The following is a 21,328-nucleotide window of genomic DNA, read 5'->3' as shown; positions in this document are numbered from 1 at the left end:
GGAATTGTCGGTAATTCTGGCTAAGTGGCCCACAACGCCATGCAGCGCATGAGTACGGCAATTTCGGGATGAGCGTCCCGGACACCCAATTGGGACCACTGATGAGGGTAATAACTGTGCTTGAAGCCTACCGCAAACATATCGAAGAGCGCGCAGCACTGGGTATCGTTCCCCAGCCGCTAAACGCCGAACAAACTGCAGGCCTGGTCGAGCTGCTGAAAAATCCCCCGGCTGGCGAAGAAGCCGTTCTGCTGGACCTGATCACCAATCGCGTTCCACCTGGCGTGGACGAAGCAGCCTATGTCAAGGCCGGTTTCCTGTCCGCATTGGCCAAAGGCCAAGCCACTTCCCCCCTGATCGACAAAAAGCGCGCGGTTGAACTGCTTGGCACCATGCAAGGCGGCTACAACATCGTGACCCTGGTTGACCTGCTCGACGACGCCGAACTGGCCCCGGTCGCAGCCGCCCAACTCAAGCACACCCTGCTGATGTTCGATGCGTTCCACGACGTCGCGGAAAAAGCCAAGAACGGCAACGTTCACGCCAAAGGCGTCATGCAATCCTGGGCTGACGGCGAGTGGTTCAAGAACCGCCCGACCCTGGCCGACAAGATCAGCCTGCGCGTGTTCAAGGTCACCGGCGAAACCAACACCGACGACCTGTCCCCTGCTCCAGATGCCTGGTCCCGTCCAGACATCCCGCTGCACGCCCTGGCCATGCTGAAAATGGCCCGTGAAGGCATCGTGCCTGACCAGCAAGGCGTCACCGGCCCGATGAAGCAGATCGAAGAAATGCGCAACGCCGGCTTCCCGATCGCCTACGTCGGTGACGTGGTCGGTACCGGTTCGTCGCGTAAATCGGCCACCAACTCGGTGCTGTGGTTCTTCGGCGACGACGTTCCTTACGTGCCGAACAAGCGTGCAGGCGGCTTCTGCTTCGGCAGCAAAATCGCTCCGATCTTCTACAACACCATGGAAGATGCTGGCGCACTGCCAATCGAATTCGACGTCACCAACATGAACATGGGCGACGTGATCGACCTGTACCCGCATGCTGGCAAAGTCTGCAAGCACGGCACCGACGAAGTCCTGACCACCTTCGAAATGAAGACCCCGGTCTTGTTGGACGAAGTGCGCGCTGGCGGCCGTATTCCGCTGATCATCGGCCGTGGCCTGACCGAGAAGGCACGTGCCGAACTGGGCCTGCCACCGTCGGACCTGTTCAAGAAGCCGGAAGCACCTGCCGAAAGCACCAAGGGCTTTACCCTGGCGCAGAAGATGGTCGGCAAGGCGTGCGGCGTGACTGGCGTTCGTCCAGGCACCTACTGCGAACCGAAGATGACCACCGTGGGTTCCCAGGACACCACCGGTCCAATGACCCGTGACGAACTGAAAGACCTGGCGTGCCTGGGCTTCTCGACCGATCTGGTGATGCAGTCCTTCTGCCACACCGCGGCTTACCCTAAGCCGATCGACGTGACCACCCACCACACCCTGCCTGACTTCATCATGACCCGTGGCGGCGTATCCCTGCGTCCGGGCGACGGCATCATCCACAGCTGGCTGAACCGCATGCTGCTGCCGGATACCGTCGGCACCGGTGGTGACTCCCACACCCGCTTCCCGATGGGTATTTCGTTCCCGGCCGGTTCCGGCCTGGTAGCGTTCGCCGCAGCCACTGGCGTTATGCCATTGGACATGCCGGAATCGATCCTGGTGCGCTTCAAAGGCGAAATGCAACCGGGCGTCACCCTGCGTGACCTGGTTCACGCCATTCCTTACTACGCGATCCAGGCTGGCCTGCTGACCGTAGAGAAGAAAGGCAAGAAGAACGCCTTCTCCGGCCGCATCCTGGAAATCGAAGGCCTGGACAACCTGAGCATCGAACAGGCTTTCGAGCTGTCCGACGCCTCGGCCGAACGTTCGGCTGCCGGTTGCACCATCAAGCTGTCGAAAGAGTCGATCACCGAGTACCTGAGCTCCAACATCACCCTGCTGCGCTGGATGATCGGCGAAGGCTACGGCGACGCTCGTACCCTGGAACGTCGTGCTCAAGCGATGGAAGCCTGGATTGCCAACCCTGAGCTGATGGTTGCCGATGCTGACGCCGAATACGCTGAAATCATCGAAATCGACCTGAACGAGATCAAGGAGCCAGTACTCTGCGCGCCGAACGATCCGGACGACGCCCGTCTGCTGTCCAGCGTTGCTGGCGAGAAGATCGACGAAGTGTTCATCGGTTCGTGCATGACCAACATCGGTCACTTCCGCGCTGCCGGTAAACTGCTGGATCAGGTCAAGGGTCAGCTGCCAACCCGTCTGTGGCTGTCGCCGCCGACCAAGATGGACGCTCACCAACTGACCGAAGAAGGCTACTACGGCATCTACGGCAAGGCTGGCGCGCGCATGGAAATGCCGGGCTGCTCGCTGTGCATGGGTAACCAGGCACGCGTAGAGCCGAACTCGACAGTCGTGTCGACGTCGACCCGTAACTTCCCGAACCGTCTGGGCGACGGCGCGAACGTCTACCTGGCTTCGGCTGAGCTGGCGTCCGTGGCTTCGATCCTGGGTCGCCTGCCGACCGTCGAGGAGTACATGGAATACGCTGGCAAGATCGACAGCATGGCGGCTGATGTCTACCGCTACCTGTCCTTCGACCAGATTGCCGAGTTCCGTGAAGCTGCTGCGAACGCCAACATCCCGGTCGTTCAAGCCTAAGCTGACAACGCAATAGAAAACGCCGCCCCTCTTGCGAGGGGCGGCGTTTTTTTTTGTGCCCGACTTTCCTTTACTGCGCCAGTGCCAGCCCGACCGCACCGTCGACACTCCGGCCACTGAGGACCACTCCCAGGCGCTCCACCTCGGGCAACGCCAGCAACGCCGCTTTCGCGCGATGCTTGAGACGAGCCAGCACCAGTTGCTTGCCTTCTGCATGCACCCGCACAAAAAACTCCTGCAGGGCCTCGATGCTGGTGCCATCCAGATTGGGCGACTCCTCCAGACTGAGAATCACCGTATGAATCGGCATTTCCGAATGCCGGACCAAATGCAAGGCGCCACCGAGAATCCGCTCGACGTTGGCGAAAAACAGCGCCTCTCCCGGCCGCACAATCATCACCCCTGGCACCGCGCTGGCCGAGGGATGACGCTCCAGGTCGACGAAATCATGGCCGTCACCGGCACGCCCGAGCACCTGGATGTCCGCCACCGACAGTTGCTTGAGCATCAACAACACACTGATCGCCACCGAGACCAGCAAGCCATCCAGCACCCCCAGCGTCAGCACCGCCACCACCGCACAGACCACCAGCACACGGTCGCGTTGCCAGACGAAGTAGCGCCCCAGGGGTTTCAGGCTCAGGCCACGGCCCAGCGCATGCATGACGATGGCCGCCAAGATCGGTTCCGGGGTCAGGGCAATATAGGGCAGCACGGTCAGGACAATGACCAGCACCACCAACGCCGCCACACCGCCCGCCAGTCGCGAATTGGCGCCGGCGGCTTCGTTGGCGGAGGTCGCGGAATACCCCGCTCCCACGGGCATGCCGTGAAACAGCCCGGACATCAGGTTGGAGGCGCCCAGCGCCAGCAGGTCCCGATTGGAAGACACCCGGTCACCGTGCTTGAGGGCAAATGAGCTGATTGAACCGTAGGATTCCGCATACAGAATCATCACCATGGCAAAGCCCAGCTCCCCCAGGCGCAACCAGTCGGTAAAAGGCAACACCGGCAGGCTCGGCAACTCCAGGCTCAGGTCGATGACGCCGATCAGCTTGATCCCATAAGTGGGCAGGTTCAGCCACTGGCCGGCCGCGATGCCGATCATCACCACCAACAACCCGCCCGGCACGCGGGGAAACCGCGCGAATACCGCCAACAGCAACAGCGCCACACCGGCCACACCGGCTGCGGCCCAGTTCCACTGAGGCAACTGTCCCAGTAACTGCGGCAGAAAACGCACCAGGTTGCCATCACTCAGGTGCACCCCCACCACACTGGCGAGCTGCTTGAGGATAATGGTCAGCGCCAGGCCGAAGGAGAACCCACGCAGCACCGGCTTGGCGATGAACGACGTCACGCGGCCCAGCTTGAACAGCCCTGCCAGCACAAACAGCACCCCGGTCACCAGGACCAGGGCGATTGCCAGGCTCGAACGCAGCTGCGGGTCACCGTTGGCCAGCGTAGAAGTGGCGGCCGCCAGCACTGCCGCTGACGAGGAAGTTGCCGCGACAATGGCAAACCGGCTGGTGCCGAACACGCCATAGCACAGCAAACCGGCGAACAGGGCGATCACCCCGGCCTGGGGCGCCAGCGCGGCGATGCTCGAATAGGCCACCGCCTCGGGCAGCAGCAGGCCGGCGATCGACAACCCGGCCAGTACATCCAGCCAGCGTTTGCGACCTTTGGCGGGGGTTTGTTTGGATGCAATCAGCGGATCAGTCGGCAATCAGGTCTCTCCAGAGCAGTGTTTCCAGGCCGACCCGATGATCGATGACGGCACAAAACCGACCTACGTCCACGGGGTTTTGCCAGCGCAAGCCTACCTGCCTGGAGCGCAACCGGTACTGAGCAACATCAATTGGACCTTGAACAACGCAGTGTAGCGGCCGCGTCATGCTGTCCCACCCAGAAATACCGCGCCGAACACCTTCGTAGCGAGGGAGCTTGGGATGCGCAGCAGCCCCAAAGCCGCTCCAGGGCACCACCTGTTCCATCTCGGCGAGGAAGCATTCGCGGCGGGTTTGCTTGCGCTGCCGGCGTGCTCGAAGTCGGAAAAGCTCATCTGGCTCATGGGCAGCGCGGTCAGGTGGTGAGCGCGTAGTTCATCACGTTTGGGGGACTTATTCGGAGAGTCCTTACAGACTGAACCGAATTTTTATTGAATTACCCTCCCTGAGTAACGAATTGTTGATGCTTTTTAACATCAGTTTATTGCTGTCAATGCCGTTATGGAGGCTGCCTTGCTCTTTGAAACGGTGATGCTATCGTGACATCGATACGGCAGTTTCGATCAGGAACGTCAACCCTCCATGTGCCTGGCACGGGCAGTCGAGCGCGACGGCGAAAGGAATTGCAGCCAGGCAGGAGAAGACAGGATGACGCGTTACCTGAAGGAACTGCTGATCTTTCTGTATGTATTAAAAAGCTATGATTACTATCTCGAACGCCTATTGTCGCTAGGCATGAGCGCTCCGGCGCTTGTGTATATAGGCTTATTCGGGGTTCTGCTGATTGCGTTACTTTTGACTGCGTATATACGCCAGTCATTAGTTCGCTACATATTTGCGTTGTTGTTCTTTACGTCCGCCGTCTTTTTTGACGTCTATACTCGCGTGACTGCCGACTATTTGAGCTACAGCGCGTTTATATCGATGGTTTATTCGGGCGGCTTTATCCAGGAAGCCCTCTACCAGTACCACTCGACCATCCTGAGCGCACTTGCCAGCGGGCTGTTACTGCTGGTGGGAATCGCCCTCAAGCCGAAACGATCTTTACCACTGCCCGGGGCCGCACTTGTCGCAGCGCCAGTGCTTGGTGTCGTGCTGCTGTCAGGCATTCTCTTCCTGCGTAGCGGTGAAGGTGCCCGGGGGTTGCCGATCATGTATACGCCGTTGGCCTATTTGAGTCTGTTCGCCTACGAGACTGCCCATAATACCGTGGGCCCTCGTCAGGCGGTCAGCCTGAGGCGCAATACCGAACCGGTCAGCCACGATATCGTTCTGATCATCGATGAAAGCATTACCGGCAACTACCTGGACCTCAATACCGAGCATGGAGTACGCAGCAACCTCATGCAGTCGCACCCAGGCGTGGATATCTATAACTACGGCTATGCCGCCTCCATCGCCAATTGCAGCGCCGACACCAACATCACCTTGCGTTACGGCGGCACGCGCAGCGATTACCTGCGCATCAACTCGACCCTGCCTTCAATCTGGCAGTACGCGAAAAAGGCCGGGCTGGAGACGATCTACATCGATGCCCAGCGCACCGGTGGCAAATTGCAAAACCTGATGACCGAGACCGAGAAGCAGGACATCGACCGGTTCGTCCAGTTTGACACTGTCCGTGTACGCGACCGAGACATGGCGGCGGCGCAGCAATTGATCGAGCATCTCAATGATGGCAAGCCACAATTGATCGTCATCAATAAAATCGGCGCGCACTTCCCTGTAAATGACAAGTATCCTGACGACTTCATGGTCTACCGGCCGGCGCTGCCGCGTGGAAAGTACGACGATGTGGCCGATACCGGCAGCCGCGACGGCTTCAGCGGGCAGTTGGATGACTGGGCGCTGTACCGCAATGCCTACAAGAACACCTTGCGGTGGAATGTCGGTGAATTCTTTTCACGGGTCTTGGCCAAGGCAGACCTGAGCAATGCCGTGATGATCTACACCTCAGACCATGGCCAGGATCTGCATGAGCGCGGTAACCCGGGTTTGAACACTCACTGCGGGGGCGATCCGGTACCAGAGGAGGGGCTGGTGCCTCTGGTCGTCATCCAGGGGACCGGCCTCAAGACCCTCGACTGGCCGGCAGTGCTTGGGGCCAACAAAGACCGATCCAGTCAGTACAACATCTTCCCGACCTTGCTGCAGTTGATGGGATATGACGTGGCGGGCATCAAACCGGTATATGGCATTCCCCTCAGCCAGCCGACCCAGGATGACTTCACCTTCAACACGCGCTTCAACGCGCGCCTGGGCGAGAAGCCGCATTTCAAGCATATCGACCTCAGCGACGTGGTGACACCGATCGATTCCATCGCTCAGCCGGTGGTGCAGCAGTCCAAATGAGGGGCGTATGCCGGGCGAGTACTTGAGTCATGTTCGGCGGGTCGATGCACACGGGGCAGTTGGAAGGAATAAACAATCGAATCAAGGTCATCAAGCGGATGGCGTACGGTTACCGGGATAGCGAGTTCTTTTTCATGAAGATCAAGAGCGTCTTTCCCGGTAATCCGCGATGAACCAAAAAAAAGCCGCTGACGGTGTCGTCAGCGGCCATTCTTTCACTCAGGGTCGGGTTCGATACCGGCCTGGCCGGTCGAACCACCCGGCACTCAGGCTGCCAGCGAGTAAATCAACGCCGAAATGGCCACCAGGCCTACCGCCGTCACGAAGACGTTGGAGGCCTGGCCACGATAACGCGCCATGGCCGGAACCTTGCGGATCGCGTACATCGGCATCAGGAACAGAATCGCCGCGATGACCGGGCCACCCAGGGTTTCGATCATGCCCAGGATGCTCGGGTTCAGCGTGGCGACGATCCAGCACACCACCAGCATGAACGCAGCGGTCATGCGGTCCAGCGCCTTGGCACCCGGACGCTTGCCACTTTTCACGATCAAGCCTTTCAAGCCTTCGCTGGCACCGATGTAGTGGCCCAGGAACGACTTGGAAATGGCCACGAACGCAATCAACGGCGCGGCGAACGCGATGGTCGGGTTACTGAAGTGGTTGGCCAGGTACGACAGGATCGACAGGTTCTGCGCCTTGGCCTCGGCCAACTGCGCCGGCGACAGGGTCAGCACGCAGCTGAAGACGAAGAACAGCACCATCACCACCATCAGCAGGTGGGCACGGGACAGGATCTGCGAGCTGCGCTCTTCGGCGTTAGCACCGTAACGACGCTTCTGGTCTACCGCGAAGGCCGAGATGATCGGCGAGTGGTTGAACGAGAACACCATCACCGGAATCGCCAGCCACAGCGTGTGCAGCAGCGCCGACGGCTCGGGCAGCGTGGTCGCGGTGGCCAGGATGCCGCCGTTCCAGTGCGGAATCAGGAACACCGCCAGGAACAGCAAGGCCACGATGAACGGGTAGACCATCAGGCTCATGGCCTTGACGATCACCTGCTCGCCACAGCGCACCACCGCCAGCAGGCCGAGGATCAGCACGAACGACAGAACCGCCCGGGGTGGCGGCATGATGTGCAACTGGTGCTCAAGGAAGCTGCCCACGGTGTTGGTCAAGGCAACGCTGTAGATCAGCAGGATCGGAAAAATGGCGAAGAAATACAGCAAGGTGATCAGGGCGCCGGCCTTTATCCCGAAATGCTCCTCGACCACCTCGGTGATGTCCGCCCCTTCACGACCGGACAAGACGAAGCGGGTCAGGCCGCGGTGCGCGTAGTACGTCATCGGGAACGCCAGCAACGCCAGGATCAACAGCGGCCAGAAACCGCCAAGACCTGCGTTGATCGGCAAAAACAAGGTTCCCGCACCAATCGCCGTGCCAAACAGGCCCAGCATCCAGGTGGTGTCATGGCGATTCCAGCTGGTGAGGCTTGCTGGTGCCGCCGCTTCATAGCGTTCATCAACGCTATTGGCCTGATCATTCATCCGGTCGGATCTCCGCATTCCGGTCACTTGCCACTCGGTCAGGACGAGTCAGAAAAAGCTGACAGGCAGCGCCCCGGCCGAAACAGGGGCGCGATTGTCCGGGATTAATGAGCAGAAGCAAAGACTTAGCTGAGGAGCGGTGATGCGTATCAGCGCTTTTTTTCGCTGACGCGCGCCCATCAATGGCCTGAAGGTGCTGCCAGTCGCCGCCCCCATTGCCAAACGCCGGCCAATCGGCAATCTTTGAGCATCTTGCGAATTCGTGACGTGCCCTTTTCGACACCCTCAGGAGCTGAGCATGCCTGCCACCGTTCTGGTACTGGTTGAAACCATCAACGACTATCTGCCGATTCTCGAACACCAGGGCTTTCATCTCATCCTCGCCCCCACCCCCGACGAACGTGCCCAGGCCATCAGCAGCCACGGCGGGCACATCGACGCCGTACTCACTCGCGGGCCACTGGGCCTGCACGCCGAAGAAATCGCCGCCCTGCCCAACCTGAAGATCATCTGTGTGATCGGTGCCGGCTACGAGCATGTCGACCTGCAGGCAGCCAGCAACCGGGGCATCACTGTCACCAATGGCGCCGGGGTGAACGCCTCCTCGGTCGCCGACCACGCCATGGCCCTGTTGCTGGCCCTGGTGCGCGACATCCCGCGGGCCGATGCCGCGGTGCGGCGCGGCGAATGGCCGAAAATCATGCGCCCGTCCCTGGCAGGCAAACGCCTGGGCATTCTGGGGCTGGGAGCCGTGGGCATGGCCATCGCCAAACGCGCGGCCAACGGCTTCGACATGAGTGTGAGCTACCACAATCGCCAGGTACGCGGCGACGTGCCCTATGACTTCTGCACCACCCCCACGGAACTGGCGCGCGCCTCGGACTTTCTGCTCGTCTGCACCCCGGGCGGCCTGGGCACCGAGTACCTGATCAACAAACAGACGCTGGACGCACTGGGCCCCCATGGCTTTATCGTCAACATTGCCCGGGCCAGCGTGGTCGTCACCGCCGACCTGATCAGCGCGCTGGAACAACGCCGGATTGCCGGCGCCGCCCTCGACGTCTTCGACGCCGAACCCCAGGTACCGGATGCCCTGAAAACACTCGCCAACGTTATCCTCACCCCCCATGTCGCCGGCCTGTCGCCCGAAGCCACCCAGGCCACCGTGGAACTGGTGGGGCAGAACCTGCTGGCGTTTTTCTCCAATCGCCCGGTGCTGACGCCGGTGGCGTTGCCGGTTGCGGTACACCATGCCGCGCGTTGAACCCAAGGTTCAAACACCTGTATCAAACACACTGATTGACCGGCAACACGCTCACCTATAAAGGACCGCCGAGGTTGTGGGGGCCGGGTGTGCGCATTAGATTAGCCAATAGTCTCTGGCCTCCAGAATAAGCAGAAGGGATAAGCATGGCGCTGAATGACCAGTCCACCCGTATTCGCTCCGGCGAAGAACTCGATGCCAGCCTGATCGACCCGTACCTCAAGGCGCATATTCCAGGCCTGAGCGGTCTGCCACGGATCAGTCAGTTTCCCGGTGGCGCTTCGAACCTGACGTACTTGCTCGAGTACCCCGGCCAGGAGTTCGTGCTGCGCCGGCCGCCGTTTGGTCACAAGGCCAAGTCCGCCCACGACATGGGCCGTGAGTTCCGCATTCTCAACCAGCTCAAGGACGGTTTCCCCTACTGCCCCAAGGCCTACGTGCACTGCACCGACGAGTCAGTGATCGGCGCCGAGTTCTATGTGATGGAGCGGGTCAAGGGGATCATCCTGCGCTCCGAGCTACCGGCAGAACTGGGCCTGGACGCGACCAACACCCGGGCACTGTGCAAGAGCTTCATCGACAAACTGGTTGAACTGCACCGTGTCGACTACACGGCCTGCGGCCTGGCCGACCTGGGCAAGCCTGAAGGCTATGTCGCCCGGCAGATCAAGGGCTGGAGCGACCGTTATGAAAAAGCCCTGACCCCGGACGCGCCACAATGGCAAGCGGTCAAGGCCTGGCTCAACGACAAAATGCCCGCCGACCACCCGACGTCGAGCATCGTCCACAACGACTACCGCTTCGACAATGTGATCCTGGATCCGGACAACCCGATGCAGATCATCGGCGTGCTGGACTGGGAACTGACCACCCTGGGCGATCCGTTGATGGACCTGGGCAACACCCTCGCCTACTGGATCGAAGCCGCGGACCCGGCACCGGTGCAACTGATGCGCCGTCAACCCAGCCACGCGCCGGGCATGCTGACCCGTCGTGAGTTCGTCGACTACTACGCCGAACGTTCGGGCATCCGGATCGACAACTTCGACTTCTACTACACCTACGGGCTGTTCCGCCTGGCCGGTATCGTGCAGCAGATCTACTACCGCTTCTTCCATGGCCAGACCCAGGACAAACGCTTCGCACAGTTCATTCACATGAACAAACTGCTGGAGCAGATGAGCCTGCAGGTCATTTCGAAATCCAGCCTCTGATCACGGTTCCTATTGCCCCCCAGCGGCCCACAACAAGGAAAAACCATGTCCAAGACTCAGTTGTTCGACCTCGACGGCAAAATCGCTTTCGTCTCCGGCGCCAGCCGTGGCATCGGTGAGGCCATCGCCAAACTGCTGGCCCAGCAAGGTGCCCACGTAATCGTCTCGAGCCGCAAGCTCGACGGCTGCCAGCACGTGGCCGACGCGATCATCAAGGACGGCGGCAAAGCCACCGCCGTTGCGTGCCACATCGGTGAGATGGAGCAGATCAGCCAGGTCTTCGCCGGTATTCGCGAACAGTTCGGGCGCCTGGATATCCTGGTCAATAACGCCGCGACCAACCCGCAGTTCTGCAATGTGCTGGACACCGACCTCGGCGCCTTCCAGAAAACCGTGGACGTGAACATTCGCGGCTACTTCTTCATGTCGGTGGAAGCCGGCAAGCTGATGCGCGAGAACGGTGGCGGCAGCATCATCAACGTGGCGTCGATCAACGGCGTCTCACCGGGGATCTTCCAGGGCATCTACTCGGTGACCAAGGCCGCCGTGATCAACATGACCAAGGTCTTCGCCAAGGAATGCGCGCAGTTCGGCATCCGCTGCAACGCCCTGCTGCCTGGCCTGACCGACACCAAGTTCGCCTCGGCCCTGGTCAAGAACGACGCGATCCTCAACACCGCACTGCAGCAGATCCCCCTCAAGCGCGTGGCCGCGCCCAGCGAAATGGCCGGCGCCGTGCTGTACCTGGCCAGCGATGCGTCCAGCTACACCACCGGGATCTCGCTGAATGTGGACGGTGGCTTCCTGTCCTGATCCAAACCGTTTTTTTGTGGGCTCTGCCTACATTGCCCTGTAGGAGCGAGCGTCGCTCGCGAGGGTTGCCAACGATAACGCGTGCTGCCTGATACCCCACGTCGCGCTCACGGTCATCGCGAGCAAGCTCGCTCCTACATGGGCGCCGCCTGCATTGCCCGGTGAAGGTTGAGACGGTATCTACAAGGATTGCGGCCCGCTGACCAACCGCAGCGCCAGCGCCTTGGCCTGGCTCGCCACGTCGGTGACGGCGGTACTTTCCCACCACATGCCCCGCAAGGGCGGGCCCATGGCGAACAACCGCCGGGGGGCCTGCCCTTGGGCGTCGAGCACGGCACCGTCCGCCTGCGCGGCAATCCCCAAGGCCAACGGCCCAGGCTGAACCAGGCCACGGGCCAACAACTGCTGCGGCAAGGCCCGGGCGACCCGGCGCCAGTCGTACTCGATACCGCTGGAGTTGATCAGGGCATCGCCACCGACCAAGGTCGTCCCCGCCTCCCCGCGACGGCGAACGCGAATGTTGACACGGCCATCGGTCGAGGGCGCCAGGCCCTTGAATGAGGCCGCCTGGATCCGCAACCGCCCCTCGGCATGCAATCGGGCCACCAACTCGGCACTCAAGGGCGGCGAACGGTGATGGTGACTTTCCCACCAGGGGCGCACATGGCGCACGAACTGACGGCGCTGCACATCCGTGGCCTGACTCCAGAGCCGTCCGATATGAGCCCTGACGGTGTCCAGCGGTGCCTGCCAGTCGATCCCTTCGACTGCCGCCGCGCGGCATTGGCGACGCAGTTCATGCATCAGTTGCCGTGGGCTGCCAATGCCGGGGTCCAGCGCCAGAAAATCCACCCACGCCGGTGGCTGACGCCGCACATGGGGCAGCAGGCCGTGGCGGGAGAACACGTCGATCGGCCCGCGATGCCCGGCCTGCTCCAGCGACACCACGGCATCGACCATGGTCAGGCCGGAGCCGATGATCATTACCCTGGCGAGCGGATCGAGTTGCGCCATCGCCGCCACGTCCCAAGGATCCAGCGCCGCCGCATTCAGGCCGCTGGATTCGGTCTGCGGGGTCCTGGCCGCCGGGAACATGCCGGTGGCCAGAACCGCCACCGCGCCCCGCAACCGGGTGCCGTCATTCAATGTCAGCAGCGCCCCCTGCTCGTCGATCTGCAGGTCGACCCCTTCGGCGCGCACATGCTCGACACTCGACCCCTGAGCCGCCCCCTGCACTCGCGCCTCAGCCAGGCGTTGCTGCGCATACAGGCCGAACAGGCCCCGGGGCGGGAACAGTTCGGCAACCGGCACCGTCTGCTCGCTCGATTGTGGCCAGCCGCCGCCGGCAATGAAGGCCGTCAACCATTGCGTCAAGTCGTCGGCATTGTCCGGATCGACGCTCATGCGCGCGGCATTGCCATTGAGCGTGTGCCCCAGTTCGACCGCGCTATAGGCCTCACCGCGCCCCAGTTCGGCGCGTGGTTCGACCACCAGTACCTGGCGCTGGCCGGGCAACCGCATCAACTGGGCGGCGAGCAACGCCCCGCTCAAGCCACCGCCGACGATCAGGATGTCGGCACTGCGAACCGCCTGCTGTGCTTGCCCGAGGGGAACTTCACTCATGGGTCTTCGGCGCCTTATAGAGAGTAAATTATTTTAAAATCATTGCTTTATAAAAACTTTGTAGAAAATGGATTAACCAGGATTCGTTCAGATCACCACGTTACGCACGAACCTCACGGCTACATCACCGTCATTGCGATAGGCGTGGGTGCGGTTACTGGCGAAACTGACGAAATCGCCGGTTGCCAGCCTGCGCTCTTCATCGCCCAGCACCAGGGTCAGGCAGCCTTCGAACACATACACCTGCTCGCTCCAGCCGTCGGCATCGGCGTCCGACAGGTACAGCTCGCCCGGCTCCAGGCGCCACTCCCAGAGTTCCACTTCACGGCACGCGTCGGCCTTGGCCAGCAACACGGCCTTGCTGCCGGGGATGGCGCCAGCCCATGCCACTTCGTTGATGCGGCTCGGATCCCGGGCATCGGGGGCGGAAATCAGGTCACTGAAGGCCACGTCCAGCGCTTCGGCCACCCGGTCGAGGGTGGTCAGGCTGACGTTTTTCTCACCCGCCTCGATGGCCACCAGCATCCGCCGGCTGACCCCGGACTTTTCCGCCAGTGCGGTCTGGCTCAGTTCGGCGGCATGGCGCAGACGCCGGACATTCTGGCTGACGTGTTGCAGGACGGAAGCCCGTTGGCCGTTTTCTTTGTGCACTATATTGCTCACTTGAGGGTGTTGCGCAGTATACTGCCCAACTTCTGGCGCATTGTGCGTCCCACTCAGGTAGCGCGCAAGGCCATGACGTCAGCGAACTCTTCCACACCCACTTCCAGCTTGTTTCGGCTGAGCAAGGCCGAATGTGTACTGGTGCTGATCACCATGATCTGGGGGGGCACCTTCCTGCTGGTGCAGCACGCCATGACCGTCAGCGGCCCGATGTTCTTCGTCGGCCTGCGCTTTGCCGCCGCCGCCGGCATCGTCGCCCTGTTCTCCTGGCGCAACCTGGGCCAGTTGACCTGGTTCGAGTTCAAGGCCGGCGCCTTCATCGGCGTGGCGATCATGCTGGGCTATGGCCTGCAGACCTACGGCTTGCAAACCATCCTGAGCAGCCAGTCGGCGTTTATCACCGCGTTGTACGTACCGTTCGTACCGTTGTTGCAATGGCTGGTACTCGGGCGCCGTCCGGGCTTGATGCCGAGCATTGGCATCATGTTGGCCTTCGCCGGGCTGATGCTGCTCTCGGGCCCCGCGGGGGCCACGTTGAACTTCAGTGCCGGTGAGATCGCCACCCTGATCAGTGCGGTAGCGATCGCCGCGGAAATCATCCTGATCAGCAGCTACGCCGGCAGGGTCGATGTGCGACGGGTCACGGTGGTGCAACTGGCCGTCACCTCGGTGCTGGCGTTCCTGATGATTGCACCGACCCGGGAAGCGCTTCCGTCGTTTTCCTGGCTCCTGCTGGCCAGCGCCCTGGGCCTGGGTGCCGCCAGTGCCGCAATTCAGGTGGCGATGAACTGGGCGCAGAAAAGTGTATCCCCCACCCGTGCGACGCTGATCTATGCCGGCGAGCCGGTCTGGGCCGGGATTGCCGGGCGCCTGGCGGGTGAGCGGTTGCCGGGGCTGGCGCTGTTCGGCGCGGCATTGATTGTCGCGGCGGTGATCGTCAGTGAGCTGAAAACCAAAGGTAAGGCTGTCGTGCCTGAAGCAGAGCGGGAACAGGACCCACAAGATCGAGGCGTGAACGCTGCGTCGCCTGAACAATAGCCATCGCGAGCAGACTCGCTTGTATGGTTGAGGGAAAGCCCTCAACCATAGAATCTCCCACAGGGTCCGGAGGCAGGCACGCGATCACGACACAACAGATGCCCAGCGTGGGGAGAACCGGGCGGCGCGGCGCTTGCTCGCGATAGCGTCCGACCGGTCGATCAAGCACTTCAAAACAATGTGAATCAGGCTTTTTCTGCCTACCTTGTAGGATCCTGCCACAGCTTGGCAGTTGGTGATCCGGGACGCGGCACGTATGATCCTTCACAAACTTCCGCAGATTAGAAGCCTATGTCCCTGATAGTTCTACTGCTTCTGCCATTTATTGGCAGCTGTCTGGCGGCATTGCTGCCACACAACGCACGTAATGCTGAATCGATTCTCTCCGGATTGATCGCCTTGGTCGGCACCCTCCAGGTGGCCTTGTTGTACCCGCAGATCGCCGACGGCGGTGTGATACGCGAAGAATACTTCTGGCTGCCCAGCCTGGGTTTGAACTTCGTCCTGCGCCTGGACGGTTTCGCCTGGCTGTTCTCCCTGCTGGTGCTGGGCATCGGTACCCTGGTATCGCTCTATGCGCGTTACTACATGTCGCCGGAAGACCCGGTGCCACGCTTTTTTGCCTTTTTCCTGGCATTCATGGGTGCCATGCTCGGGCTGGTGATCTCCGGCAACCTGATTCAAATGGTGTTTTTCTGGGAGCTGACCAGCCTCTTTTCGTTCCTGCTGATCGGCTACTGGCACCACCGCGCCGATGCCCGTCGGGGCGCCTACATGGCCCTGATGGTAACCGGTGCCGGCGGTTTGTGCCTGCTGGCGGGAGTCATGCTCCTCGGCCATGTCGTCGGCAGCTATGACCTGGACAAGGTCCTGGCCGCCGGCGATCTGATTCGTGCCCATGCGCTGTACCCCATCCTGCTTCCCCTGATCCTGATCGGCGCCTTGAGCAAAAGCGCCCAGTTCCCCTTCCACTTCTGGCTCCCCCACGCCATGGCCGCACCGACACCGGTCTCGGCCTATCTGCACTCGGCCACCATGGTCAAGGCCGGGGTGTTTCTCCTGGCTCGCCTGTGGCCATCCCTGTCCGGCAGCGAAGAATGGTTCTACATCGTCAGCGGGGCCGGGGCCTGTACGTTGCTGCTGGGCGCCTACTGCGCGATGTTCCAGAACGACCTCAAGGGCCTGCTGGCCTATTCGACCATCAGCCACCTGGGCCTGATCACCCTGCTACTGGGCCTGAACAGCCCGCTGGCAGCGGTCGCGGCGGTGTTCCACATCCTCAACCACGCGACCTTCAAGGCGTCGTTGTTCATGGCCGCCGGAATCATCGACCACGAAAGTGGCACCCGCGACATCCGCAAGCTCAATGGCCTGATCCGCCTGATCCCGTTCACCGCCACCCTGGCGATGGTAGCCAGTGCCTCGATGGCCGGCGTGCCGCTGCTCAACGGTTTCCTGTCCAAGGAGATGTTCTTCGCCGAAACCGTGTTCATCAATGCGACCGCCTGGATCGAGACCAGCCTGCCGATCATCGCCACCATCGCCGGCACCTTCAGCGTCGCCTACTCCCTGCGCTTCACCGTGGACGTGTTCTTCGGCCCGACGGCCACCGACCTGCCCCACACGCCTCACGAACCGCCGCGCTGGATGCGTGCGCCGGTCGAGTTGCTGGTCTTTACCTGCCTGGTGGTGGGGATCTTCCCGGCCCAGGTGGTCGGCCCGCTGCTTGCCGCCGCCGCCCTGCCGGTGGTCGGCGGGACGCTGCCCGAGTACAGCCTGGCGATCTGGCACGGCTTGAACGCGCCGATGATCATGAGCCTGATCGCCATGTCCTGCGGCATCGTGTTGTACCTGCTGCTGCGCAATCAATTCAAGCACGGGCGCTTCAAGTACCCGCCGCTGATTGGCCGGCTCAATGGCAAGCGCCTGTTCGAACGTAGCCTGGTGATCATGATGCGCCTGGCGCGCCGACTGGAGCGGCAGATCAGCACCAAGCGCCTGCAGACCCAGCTGTTCCTGCTGGTACTGGCAGCCGTGCTGGCCGGCCTGATTCCCATGCTGTACAGCGGCATCAGCTGGGGCGATCGGCCGAAAATCCCGGGCTCGATCGTCTTCGTCACCCTGTGGCTGCTGGCAATCGCCTGCGCCCTGGGCGCCGCCTGGCAAGCCAAGTATCACCGACTCGCCGCCCTGACCATGGTCAGCGTCTGCGGCCTGATGACCTGCGTCACCTTCGTCTGGTTCTCGGCGCCGGACCTGGCCTTGACCCAATTGGTGGTCGAGGTGGTGACCACGGTACTTATCCTGTTGGGTCTGCGCTGGTTGCCGCGCCGGATCGAAGACGTCTCGCCGCTGCCTGGTAGCGTGTCGAAGGCCCGGGTTCGTCGCCTGCGCGACCTGCTGCTGTCGATTGCGGTGGGCGTGGGCATGGCCCTGCTTTCCTATGCCATGCTGACCCGCCAGACGCCCAACGACATCTCCTCGTTCTACCTCAGCCGCGCCTTGCCCGAAGGCGGCGGCAGCAACGTGGTGAACGTGATGCTGGTGGACTTCAGGGGCTTTGACACCCTCGGCGAAATCACTGTACTGGCGGCGGTGGCACTGGCGGTCTTCGCCCTGCTGCGACGCTTCCGCCCACCCAAGGAAAGCATGCAACTGCCGGCGCAACAGCGCCTGCTGGCACCGGACGTGGTCACCGACCTGGTCAACCCGCGCCAGGCCAGCGATACCGCCCTGGGCTTCATGATGGTGCCGGCGGTGCTGGTACGCCTGTTGCTGCCGATTGCCCTGGTGGTGTCGTTCTACCTGTTCATGCGCGGGCACAACCTGCCCGGAGGCGGCTTCGTCGCGGGGCTGGTGATGTCGGTGGCGTTCATCCTGCAATACATGGTGGCCGGCACCCAGTGGGTCGAGGCGCAGATGAGCCTGCGACCGGTGCGCTGGATGGGCACCGGGCTACTGTTCGCCACCGTCACCGGCCTGGGGGCAATGGCGGCGGGCTATCCGTTCCTGACCACCCACACCTGGCATTTCTCGCTGCCGCTGCTGGGCGACATTCATATCGCCAGCGCGTTGTTCTTCGACATCGGCGTATACGCCGTCGTCGTCGGTTCGACCCTGCTGATCCTGACCGCCCTGGCGCACCAGTCGGTGCGGGGGCACAAGCCCGGCGCTCAAGCCAAACCTATTGCCAAGCCAGGAGCGGCCTGATGGAAGAAGTCATCGCAATTGCCATCGGCGTACTGGCGGCCTCCGGGGTCTGGCTGGTCCTGCGCCCTCGAACCTTCCAGGTGGTGATGGGCCTGTGCCTGCTGTCCTACGGGGTCAACCTGTTCATCTTCAGCATGGGCAGCCTGTTCATTGGCAAGGAGCCGATCATCAAGGACGGCGTGCCCCAGGACTTGTTGAACTACACCGACCCGCTGCCCCAGGCGCTGGTGCTCACGGCGATCGTCATCAGCTTCGCCATGACCGCGCTGTTCCTGGTGGTGTTGCTGGCGTCACGGGGCCTGACCGGCACCGACCATGTCGATGGCCGGGAGCCTAAAGAATGAACGGGATGCAACATCTGATCGCCGCGCCCATTCTGCTGCCGCTGCTGACCGCCGCGCTGATGCTGCTGCTGGGCGAAAAACATCGCCCGCTCAAGGCTCGGCTCAACCTGTTCTCCAGCCTGATCGGCCTGGGCATTTCGGTGATGCTGCTCCTGTGGACCCAGCAACAGGGCGAGCCCGGCTCCATCGGCGTGTACCTGCCGGCCAACTGGCAAGTGCCGTTCGGCATCGTGCTGGTGGTCGATCGCCTGTCGGCGCTGATGCTGGTCCTGACCGGGATCATCGGCGTCAGCGCCCTGCTGTTCGCCATGGCCCGCTGGGACGGTGCCGGCGCCAGCTTCCATGCGCTGTTCCAGATCCAGTTGATGGGCCTCTACGGGGCCTTCCTGACGGCCGACCTGTTCAACCTGTTCGTGTTCTTCGAAGTGCTGCTGGCCGCCTCCTATGGCTTGATGCTCCACGGTTCTGGCCGGGCGCGGGTGTCATCGGGGCTGCACTACATCTCGATCAACCTGCTGGCCTCGTCACTGTTCCTGATTGGAGCGGCATTGATCTACGGCGTCACCGGCACCCTGAACATGGCCGACCTGGCACAGAAGATCCCGCTGATCCCGGAAGCCGATCGCGGCTTGCTGCACGCCGGCGCGGGCATTCTGGCAGTGGCGTTCCTGGTCAAGGCCGGGATGTGGCCACTGAACTTCTGGCTGGTACCGGCCTATTCCGCGGCCAGCGCCCCGGTGGCGGCCATGTTCGCGATCATGACCAAGGTCGGCGTCTATACCCTGCTGCGCCTGTGGACGTTGCTGTTCTCGGGGCAGGCCGGCGCATCGGCGTATTTTGGCGGCGACTGGCTGGTGTACGGCGGCATGGCGACCATCGTCTGCGCCGCGCTGGCGATCCTTTCCGCGCAGCGCCTGGAACGCATGGCCAGCCTGAGCATCCTGGTGTCGGCGGGGATCCTGCTGTCAGCCATCGGCTTCGGCCAACCCAACCTGGTGGCGGCGGCGCTGTTCTATCTGGTCAGTTCCACACTGGCCCTGAGCGCCCTGTTCCTGCTGGCCGAACTGATCGAGCGCTCACGCACCGCTGTCGAAGTCCCGCTGGACGATGAAATCGAAGCCTTGCCGCGCCCACTGGAGTCCAGCCAGCCGACCAAGGGCATCAACCTCGACGACGACCAGCAAGCCGTGGTCGGCCAGGTGATTCCCTGGACCATGGCCTTCCTTGGCTTGAGCTTCATCGCTTGCGCCCTGCTGATCATCGGCATGCCGCCGCTCTCCGGGTTCATTGGCAAGCTCAGCCTGCTCAGCGCCCTGCTCAACCCGCTGGGTCTCGGCGCGTCTGCCGGACACCCGGTATCGACCGCGGCCTGGAGCCTGCTGGCCCTGCTGATTCTGTCCGGGCTGGCCTCGCTGATCGCCTTTGCGCGCCTGGGCATCCAGCGCTTCTGGACCCCGGAAGAACGCCCGTCACCGGTCCTGCGCCGGCTGGAATGCGTGCCGATCTTCGCCCTGCTGGCGTTGAGCATTGCGCTGACCTTCAAGGCCGAACCGCTGATGCGTTTCACCCAGGCGGCAGCCGACACGTTGAATGACCCGCAGCAATACGTGATGGCGGTCCTCGGCACCCGCGCTGTTCCAGGCCCCGCAACCCCTGCGACGCTCCAGGAGGTACAACCATGAAGCGCCTGTTTCCTGCCCCCTGGTTGTCGCTGGCACTGTGGGTGCTGTGGCTGGTGCTGAACCTGTCCGTCAGCCCCGGCAACCTGTTGCTCGGCGCGTTGCTGGGGTTCTGCGCGCCGCTGATGATGCGCAAGCTGCGTCCGCTGCCGATCCGTATCCGCCGCCCCGGGGTGATCCTGCGCCTGTTCCTGTTGGTGGGCCGTGACGTGCTGGCGTCCAACCTGGCCGTGGCCTGGGGCGTCCTGAACGCCGGCCGGCGGGCGCCGCGCTCGGCGTTCATCAAGGTACCGCTGGACTTGCGCGATGCCAACGGCCTGGCGGCGCTGTCGATGATCACCACAGTGGTGCCCGGCACGGTCTGGTCGGAACTGGCGCTGGATCGCAGCATTCTGCTGCTGCATGTGTTCGATCTGGATGACGAAGCGCACTTCATCCAGCACTTCAAGGCGACTTACGAGCGCCCCTTGATGGAGATTTTCGAATGAGTGCCCTGCTCTCGAACGCGATTGTGTTCAGCCTGTTCCTGTTCTCGCTGGCGATGGTGCTGACCCTGGTCCGCCTGTTCAAGGGTCCGTCGGCCCAGGACCGGGTACTGGCCCTGGACTACCTGTACGTCATTGCCATGCTGATGATGCTGGTGCTGGGTATCCGCTACGCCAGCGATACTTATTTCGAAGCAGCGCTGCTGATCGCGCTGTTCGGCTTCGTCGGCTCGTTTGCCCTGGCGAAATTCCTGCTGCGTGGCGAGGTGATCGAATGAACGGGATGGACCAACTGCCGCTGTGGGTCGAGATTCTGGTGGCCGTTCTGCTGCTGGCCAGCAGCCTGTGCACCTTGATCGGCGCCATCGGCCTGGTGCGGCTCAAGGATTACTTCCAGCGCATGCACCCACCGGCGCTGGCCTCGACACTGGGTGCCTGGTGCGTGGCGCTGGCGTCGATCCTGTACTTCTCGGTACTCACATCCCGCCCGGTGCTGCACGCCTGGCTGATTCCGGTGCTGCTGGCGATCACCATGCCGGTGACCACCCTGCTACTGGCCCGGGCGGCGTTGTTCCGCAAGCGGATGGCCGGGGATGATGTACCCGCCGAGGTCAGTAGCCGACGTAATGAAAGCGGAAGCTGAGGCGCT

At 62.3% G+C, this 21,328-nt stretch carries 16 protein-coding genes and 2 pseudogenes; 13 read left to right on the top strand and 5 right to left on the bottom strand.

What is annotated here, in order from left to right:
• The first annotated feature begins 116 nt into the window (after window positions 1-116).
• Window positions 117-2,717, top strand: a complete 2,601-nt coding sequence (gene acnB / locus CKW29_RS09875; protein ID WP_095148331.1) for a bifunctional aconitate hydratase 2/2-methylisocitrate dehydratase — start codon at window positions 117-119, stop codon at window positions 2,715-2,717.
• Between the two features lie 70 nt (window positions 2,718-2,787).
• Here the strand turns inward: acnB and CKW29_RS09870 are convergent, their stop codons facing one another.
• Both CKW29_RS09870 and CKW29_RS25475 read right to left on the bottom strand, forming a co-directional pair.
• The gene (locus CKW29_RS09870; RefSeq protein WP_371850790.1) at window positions 2,788-4,446 is read right to left on the bottom strand and encodes a SulP family inorganic anion transporter; all 1,659 of its coding nucleotides are present in this window, start codon (window positions 4,444-4,446) and stop codon (window positions 2,788-2,790) included.
• Between the two features lie 190 nt (window positions 4,447-4,636).
• A pseudogene (locus CKW29_RS25475) lies at window positions 4,637-4,791 on the bottom strand (IS5/IS1182 family transposase); the annotation flags it as partial.
• A gap of 304 nt (window positions 4,792-5,095) precedes the next feature.
• Between CKW29_RS25475 and CKW29_RS09865 the strand changes: the two are divergent.
• Together CKW29_RS09865 and CKW29_RS09860 are read left to right on the top strand one after the other, a co-directional pair.
• Entirely contained in the window at window positions 5,096-6,799 is a 1,704-nt protein-coding gene (locus tag CKW29_RS09865; RefSeq protein ID WP_095148330.1) for a sulfatase-like hydrolase/transferase, read from the top strand.
• A gap of 44 nt (window positions 6,800-6,843) precedes the next feature.
• A pseudogene (locus CKW29_RS09860) lies at window positions 6,844-6,972 on the top strand (transposase); the annotation flags it as partial.
• A gap of 93 nt (window positions 6,973-7,065) precedes the next feature.
• Here CKW29_RS09860 and CKW29_RS09855 read toward each other — a convergent pair.
• Window positions 7,066-8,346 (bottom strand): HAAAP family serine/threonine permease, encoded by a 1,281-nt coding sequence (locus CKW29_RS09855; RefSeq protein WP_095143381.1) that lies wholly within the window; start codon window positions 8,344-8,346, stop codon window positions 7,066-7,068.
• Window positions 8,347-8,644: 298 nt separating this feature from the next.
• Here CKW29_RS09855 and CKW29_RS09850 point away from each other — a divergent pair, with 298 nt between their 5' ends.
• The 3 genes from CKW29_RS09850 to CKW29_RS09840 all read left to right on the top strand — a co-directional run bounded on the left by CKW29_RS09850 (window position 8,645) and on the right by CKW29_RS09840 (window position 11,637).
• Window positions 8,645-9,610: a 2-hydroxyacid dehydrogenase gene (locus CKW29_RS09850; protein WP_095143380.1), complete on the top strand. Its 966-nt coding sequence runs from the start codon at window positions 8,645-8,647 to the stop codon at window positions 9,608-9,610.
• Between the two features lie 146 nt (window positions 9,611-9,756).
• On the top strand, window positions 9,757-10,824 hold the full coding sequence (locus tag CKW29_RS09845; RefSeq protein ID WP_095143379.1) for a phosphotransferase family protein: 1,068 nt from the start codon (window positions 9,757-9,759) through the stop codon (window positions 10,822-10,824).
• A gap of 45 nt (window positions 10,825-10,869) precedes the next feature.
• A complete protein-coding gene (locus CKW29_RS09840; protein WP_095148329.1) occupies window positions 10,870-11,637 on the top strand; it encodes an SDR family oxidoreductase in 768 nt (255 codons plus the stop codon).
• A 180-nt stretch (window positions 11,638-11,817) separates the two neighbouring features.
• On the opposite strand, the gene CKW29_RS09835 is transcribed toward CKW29_RS09840, so the two are convergent.
• Together CKW29_RS09835 and CKW29_RS09830 are read right to left on the bottom strand one after the other, a co-directional pair.
• On the bottom strand, window positions 11,818-13,260 hold the full coding sequence (locus CKW29_RS09835; RefSeq protein ID WP_095148328.1) for an FAD/NAD(P)-binding protein: 1,443 nt from the start codon (window positions 13,258-13,260) through the stop codon (window positions 11,818-11,820).
• Window positions 13,261-13,347: 87 nt separating this feature from the next.
• Complete coding sequence (locus tag CKW29_RS09830; protein WP_095148399.1) at window positions 13,348-13,911, bottom strand: helix-turn-helix domain-containing protein; 564 nt, start codon at window positions 13,909-13,911, stop codon at window positions 13,348-13,350.
• On the opposite strand from CKW29_RS09830, the gene CKW29_RS09825 reads away from it, so the two are divergent.
• From CKW29_RS09825 to CKW29_RS09795, 7 genes are all read left to right on the top strand, one after another.
• A complete protein-coding gene (locus CKW29_RS09825; RefSeq protein WP_256584858.1) occupies window positions 13,906-14,961 on the top strand; it encodes a DMT family transporter in 1,056 nt (351 codons plus the stop codon). The two genes, CKW29_RS09830 and CKW29_RS09825, sit on opposite strands and share 6 nt — an antisense overlap.
• 291 nt (window positions 14,962-15,252) lie before the next feature.
• The gene (locus CKW29_RS09820) at window positions 15,253-18,171 is read left to right on the top strand and encodes a monovalent cation/H+ antiporter subunit A (RefSeq protein ID WP_095143375.1); all 2,919 of its coding nucleotides are present in this window, start codon (window positions 15,253-15,255) and stop codon (window positions 18,169-18,171) included.
• Complete coding sequence (locus CKW29_RS09815) at window positions 18,171-18,515, top strand: Na+/H+ antiporter subunit C (RefSeq protein WP_005789164.1); 345 nt, start codon at window positions 18,171-18,173, stop codon at window positions 18,513-18,515. The genes CKW29_RS09820 and CKW29_RS09815 overlap by 1 nt, the downstream gene beginning before the upstream one ends.
• The gene (locus tag CKW29_RS09810) at window positions 18,512-20,197 is read left to right on the top strand and encodes a monovalent cation/H+ antiporter subunit D (RefSeq protein ID WP_095148327.1); all 1,686 of its coding nucleotides are present in this window, start codon (window positions 18,512-18,514) and stop codon (window positions 20,195-20,197) included. Before CKW29_RS09815 ends, CKW29_RS09810 begins: the two co-directional genes overlap by 4 nt.
• The gene (locus tag CKW29_RS09805; RefSeq protein ID WP_095083217.1) at window positions 20,194-20,682 is read left to right on the top strand and encodes a Na+/H+ antiporter subunit E; all 489 of its coding nucleotides are present in this window, start codon (window positions 20,194-20,196) and stop codon (window positions 20,680-20,682) included. The genes CKW29_RS09810 and CKW29_RS09805 overlap by 4 nt, the downstream gene beginning before the upstream one ends.
• Window positions 20,679-20,957, top strand: a complete 279-nt coding sequence (locus CKW29_RS09800) for a K+/H+ antiporter subunit F (RefSeq protein WP_095083219.1) — start codon at window positions 20,679-20,681, stop codon at window positions 20,955-20,957. Before CKW29_RS09805 ends, CKW29_RS09800 begins: the two co-directional genes overlap by 4 nt.
• Complete coding sequence (locus CKW29_RS09795; protein ID WP_095143372.1) at window positions 20,954-21,322, top strand: Na+/H+ antiporter subunit G; 369 nt, start codon at window positions 20,954-20,956, stop codon at window positions 21,320-21,322. The genes CKW29_RS09800 and CKW29_RS09795 overlap by 4 nt, the downstream gene beginning before the upstream one ends.
• The last annotated feature ends 6 nt before the right edge of the window (window positions 21,323-21,328 follow it).

This window comes from Pseudomonas sp. Irchel s3a18, from assembly GCF_900187535.1.
Lineage (GTDB): Bacteria > Pseudomonadota > Gammaproteobacteria > Pseudomonadales > Pseudomonadaceae > Aquipseudomonas.
The sequence above is the reverse complement of the archived record's forward strand: the minus strand, read 5'-3'. Positions and strand labels throughout refer to the sequence as shown.

Bases quoted from the DNA above. Each gene is read 5' to 3' on its own strand.
- CKW29_RS09805 (WP_095083217.1), top strand. From the start codon at position 20,194: ATGAAGCGCCTGTTTCCTGCCCCCTGGTTGTCGCTGGCACTGTGGGTG.
- CKW29_RS09810 (WP_095148327.1), top strand. From the start codon at position 18,512: ATGAACGGGATGCAACATCTGATCGCCGCGCCCATTCTGCTGCCGCTG.
- CKW29_RS09865 (WP_095148330.1), top strand. From the start codon at position 5,096: ATGACGCGTTACCTGAAGGAACTGCTGATCTTTCTGTATGTATTAAAA.
- CKW29_RS09855 (WP_095143381.1), bottom strand. From the start codon at position 8,346: ATGAATGATCAGGCCAATAGCGTTGATGAACGCTATGAAGCGGCGGCA.
- CKW29_RS09795 (WP_095143372.1), top strand. From the start codon at position 20,954: ATGAACGGGATGGACCAACTGCCGCTGTGGGTCGAGATTCTGGTGGCC.
- CKW29_RS09820 (WP_095143375.1), top strand. From the start codon at position 15,253: ATGTCCCTGATAGTTCTACTGCTTCTGCCATTTATTGGCAGCTGTCTG.
- CKW29_RS09815 (WP_005789164.1), top strand. From the start codon at position 18,171: ATGGAAGAAGTCATCGCAATTGCCATCGGCGTACTGGCGGCCTCCGGG.
- CKW29_RS09835 (WP_095148328.1), bottom strand. From the start codon at position 13,260: ATGAGTGAAGTTCCCCTCGGGCAAGCACAGCAGGCGGTTCGCAGTGCC.
- CKW29_RS09840 (WP_095148329.1), top strand. From the start codon at position 10,870: ATGTCCAAGACTCAGTTGTTCGACCTCGACGGCAAAATCGCTTTCGTC.
- CKW29_RS09850 (WP_095143380.1), top strand. From the start codon at position 8,645: ATGCCTGCCACCGTTCTGGTACTGGTTGAAACCATCAACGACTATCTG.
- CKW29_RS09845 (WP_095143379.1), top strand. From the start codon at position 9,757: ATGGCGCTGAATGACCAGTCCACCCGTATTCGCTCCGGCGAAGAACTC.
- CKW29_RS09800 (WP_095083219.1), top strand. From the start codon at position 20,679: ATGAGTGCCCTGCTCTCGAACGCGATTGTGTTCAGCCTGTTCCTGTTC.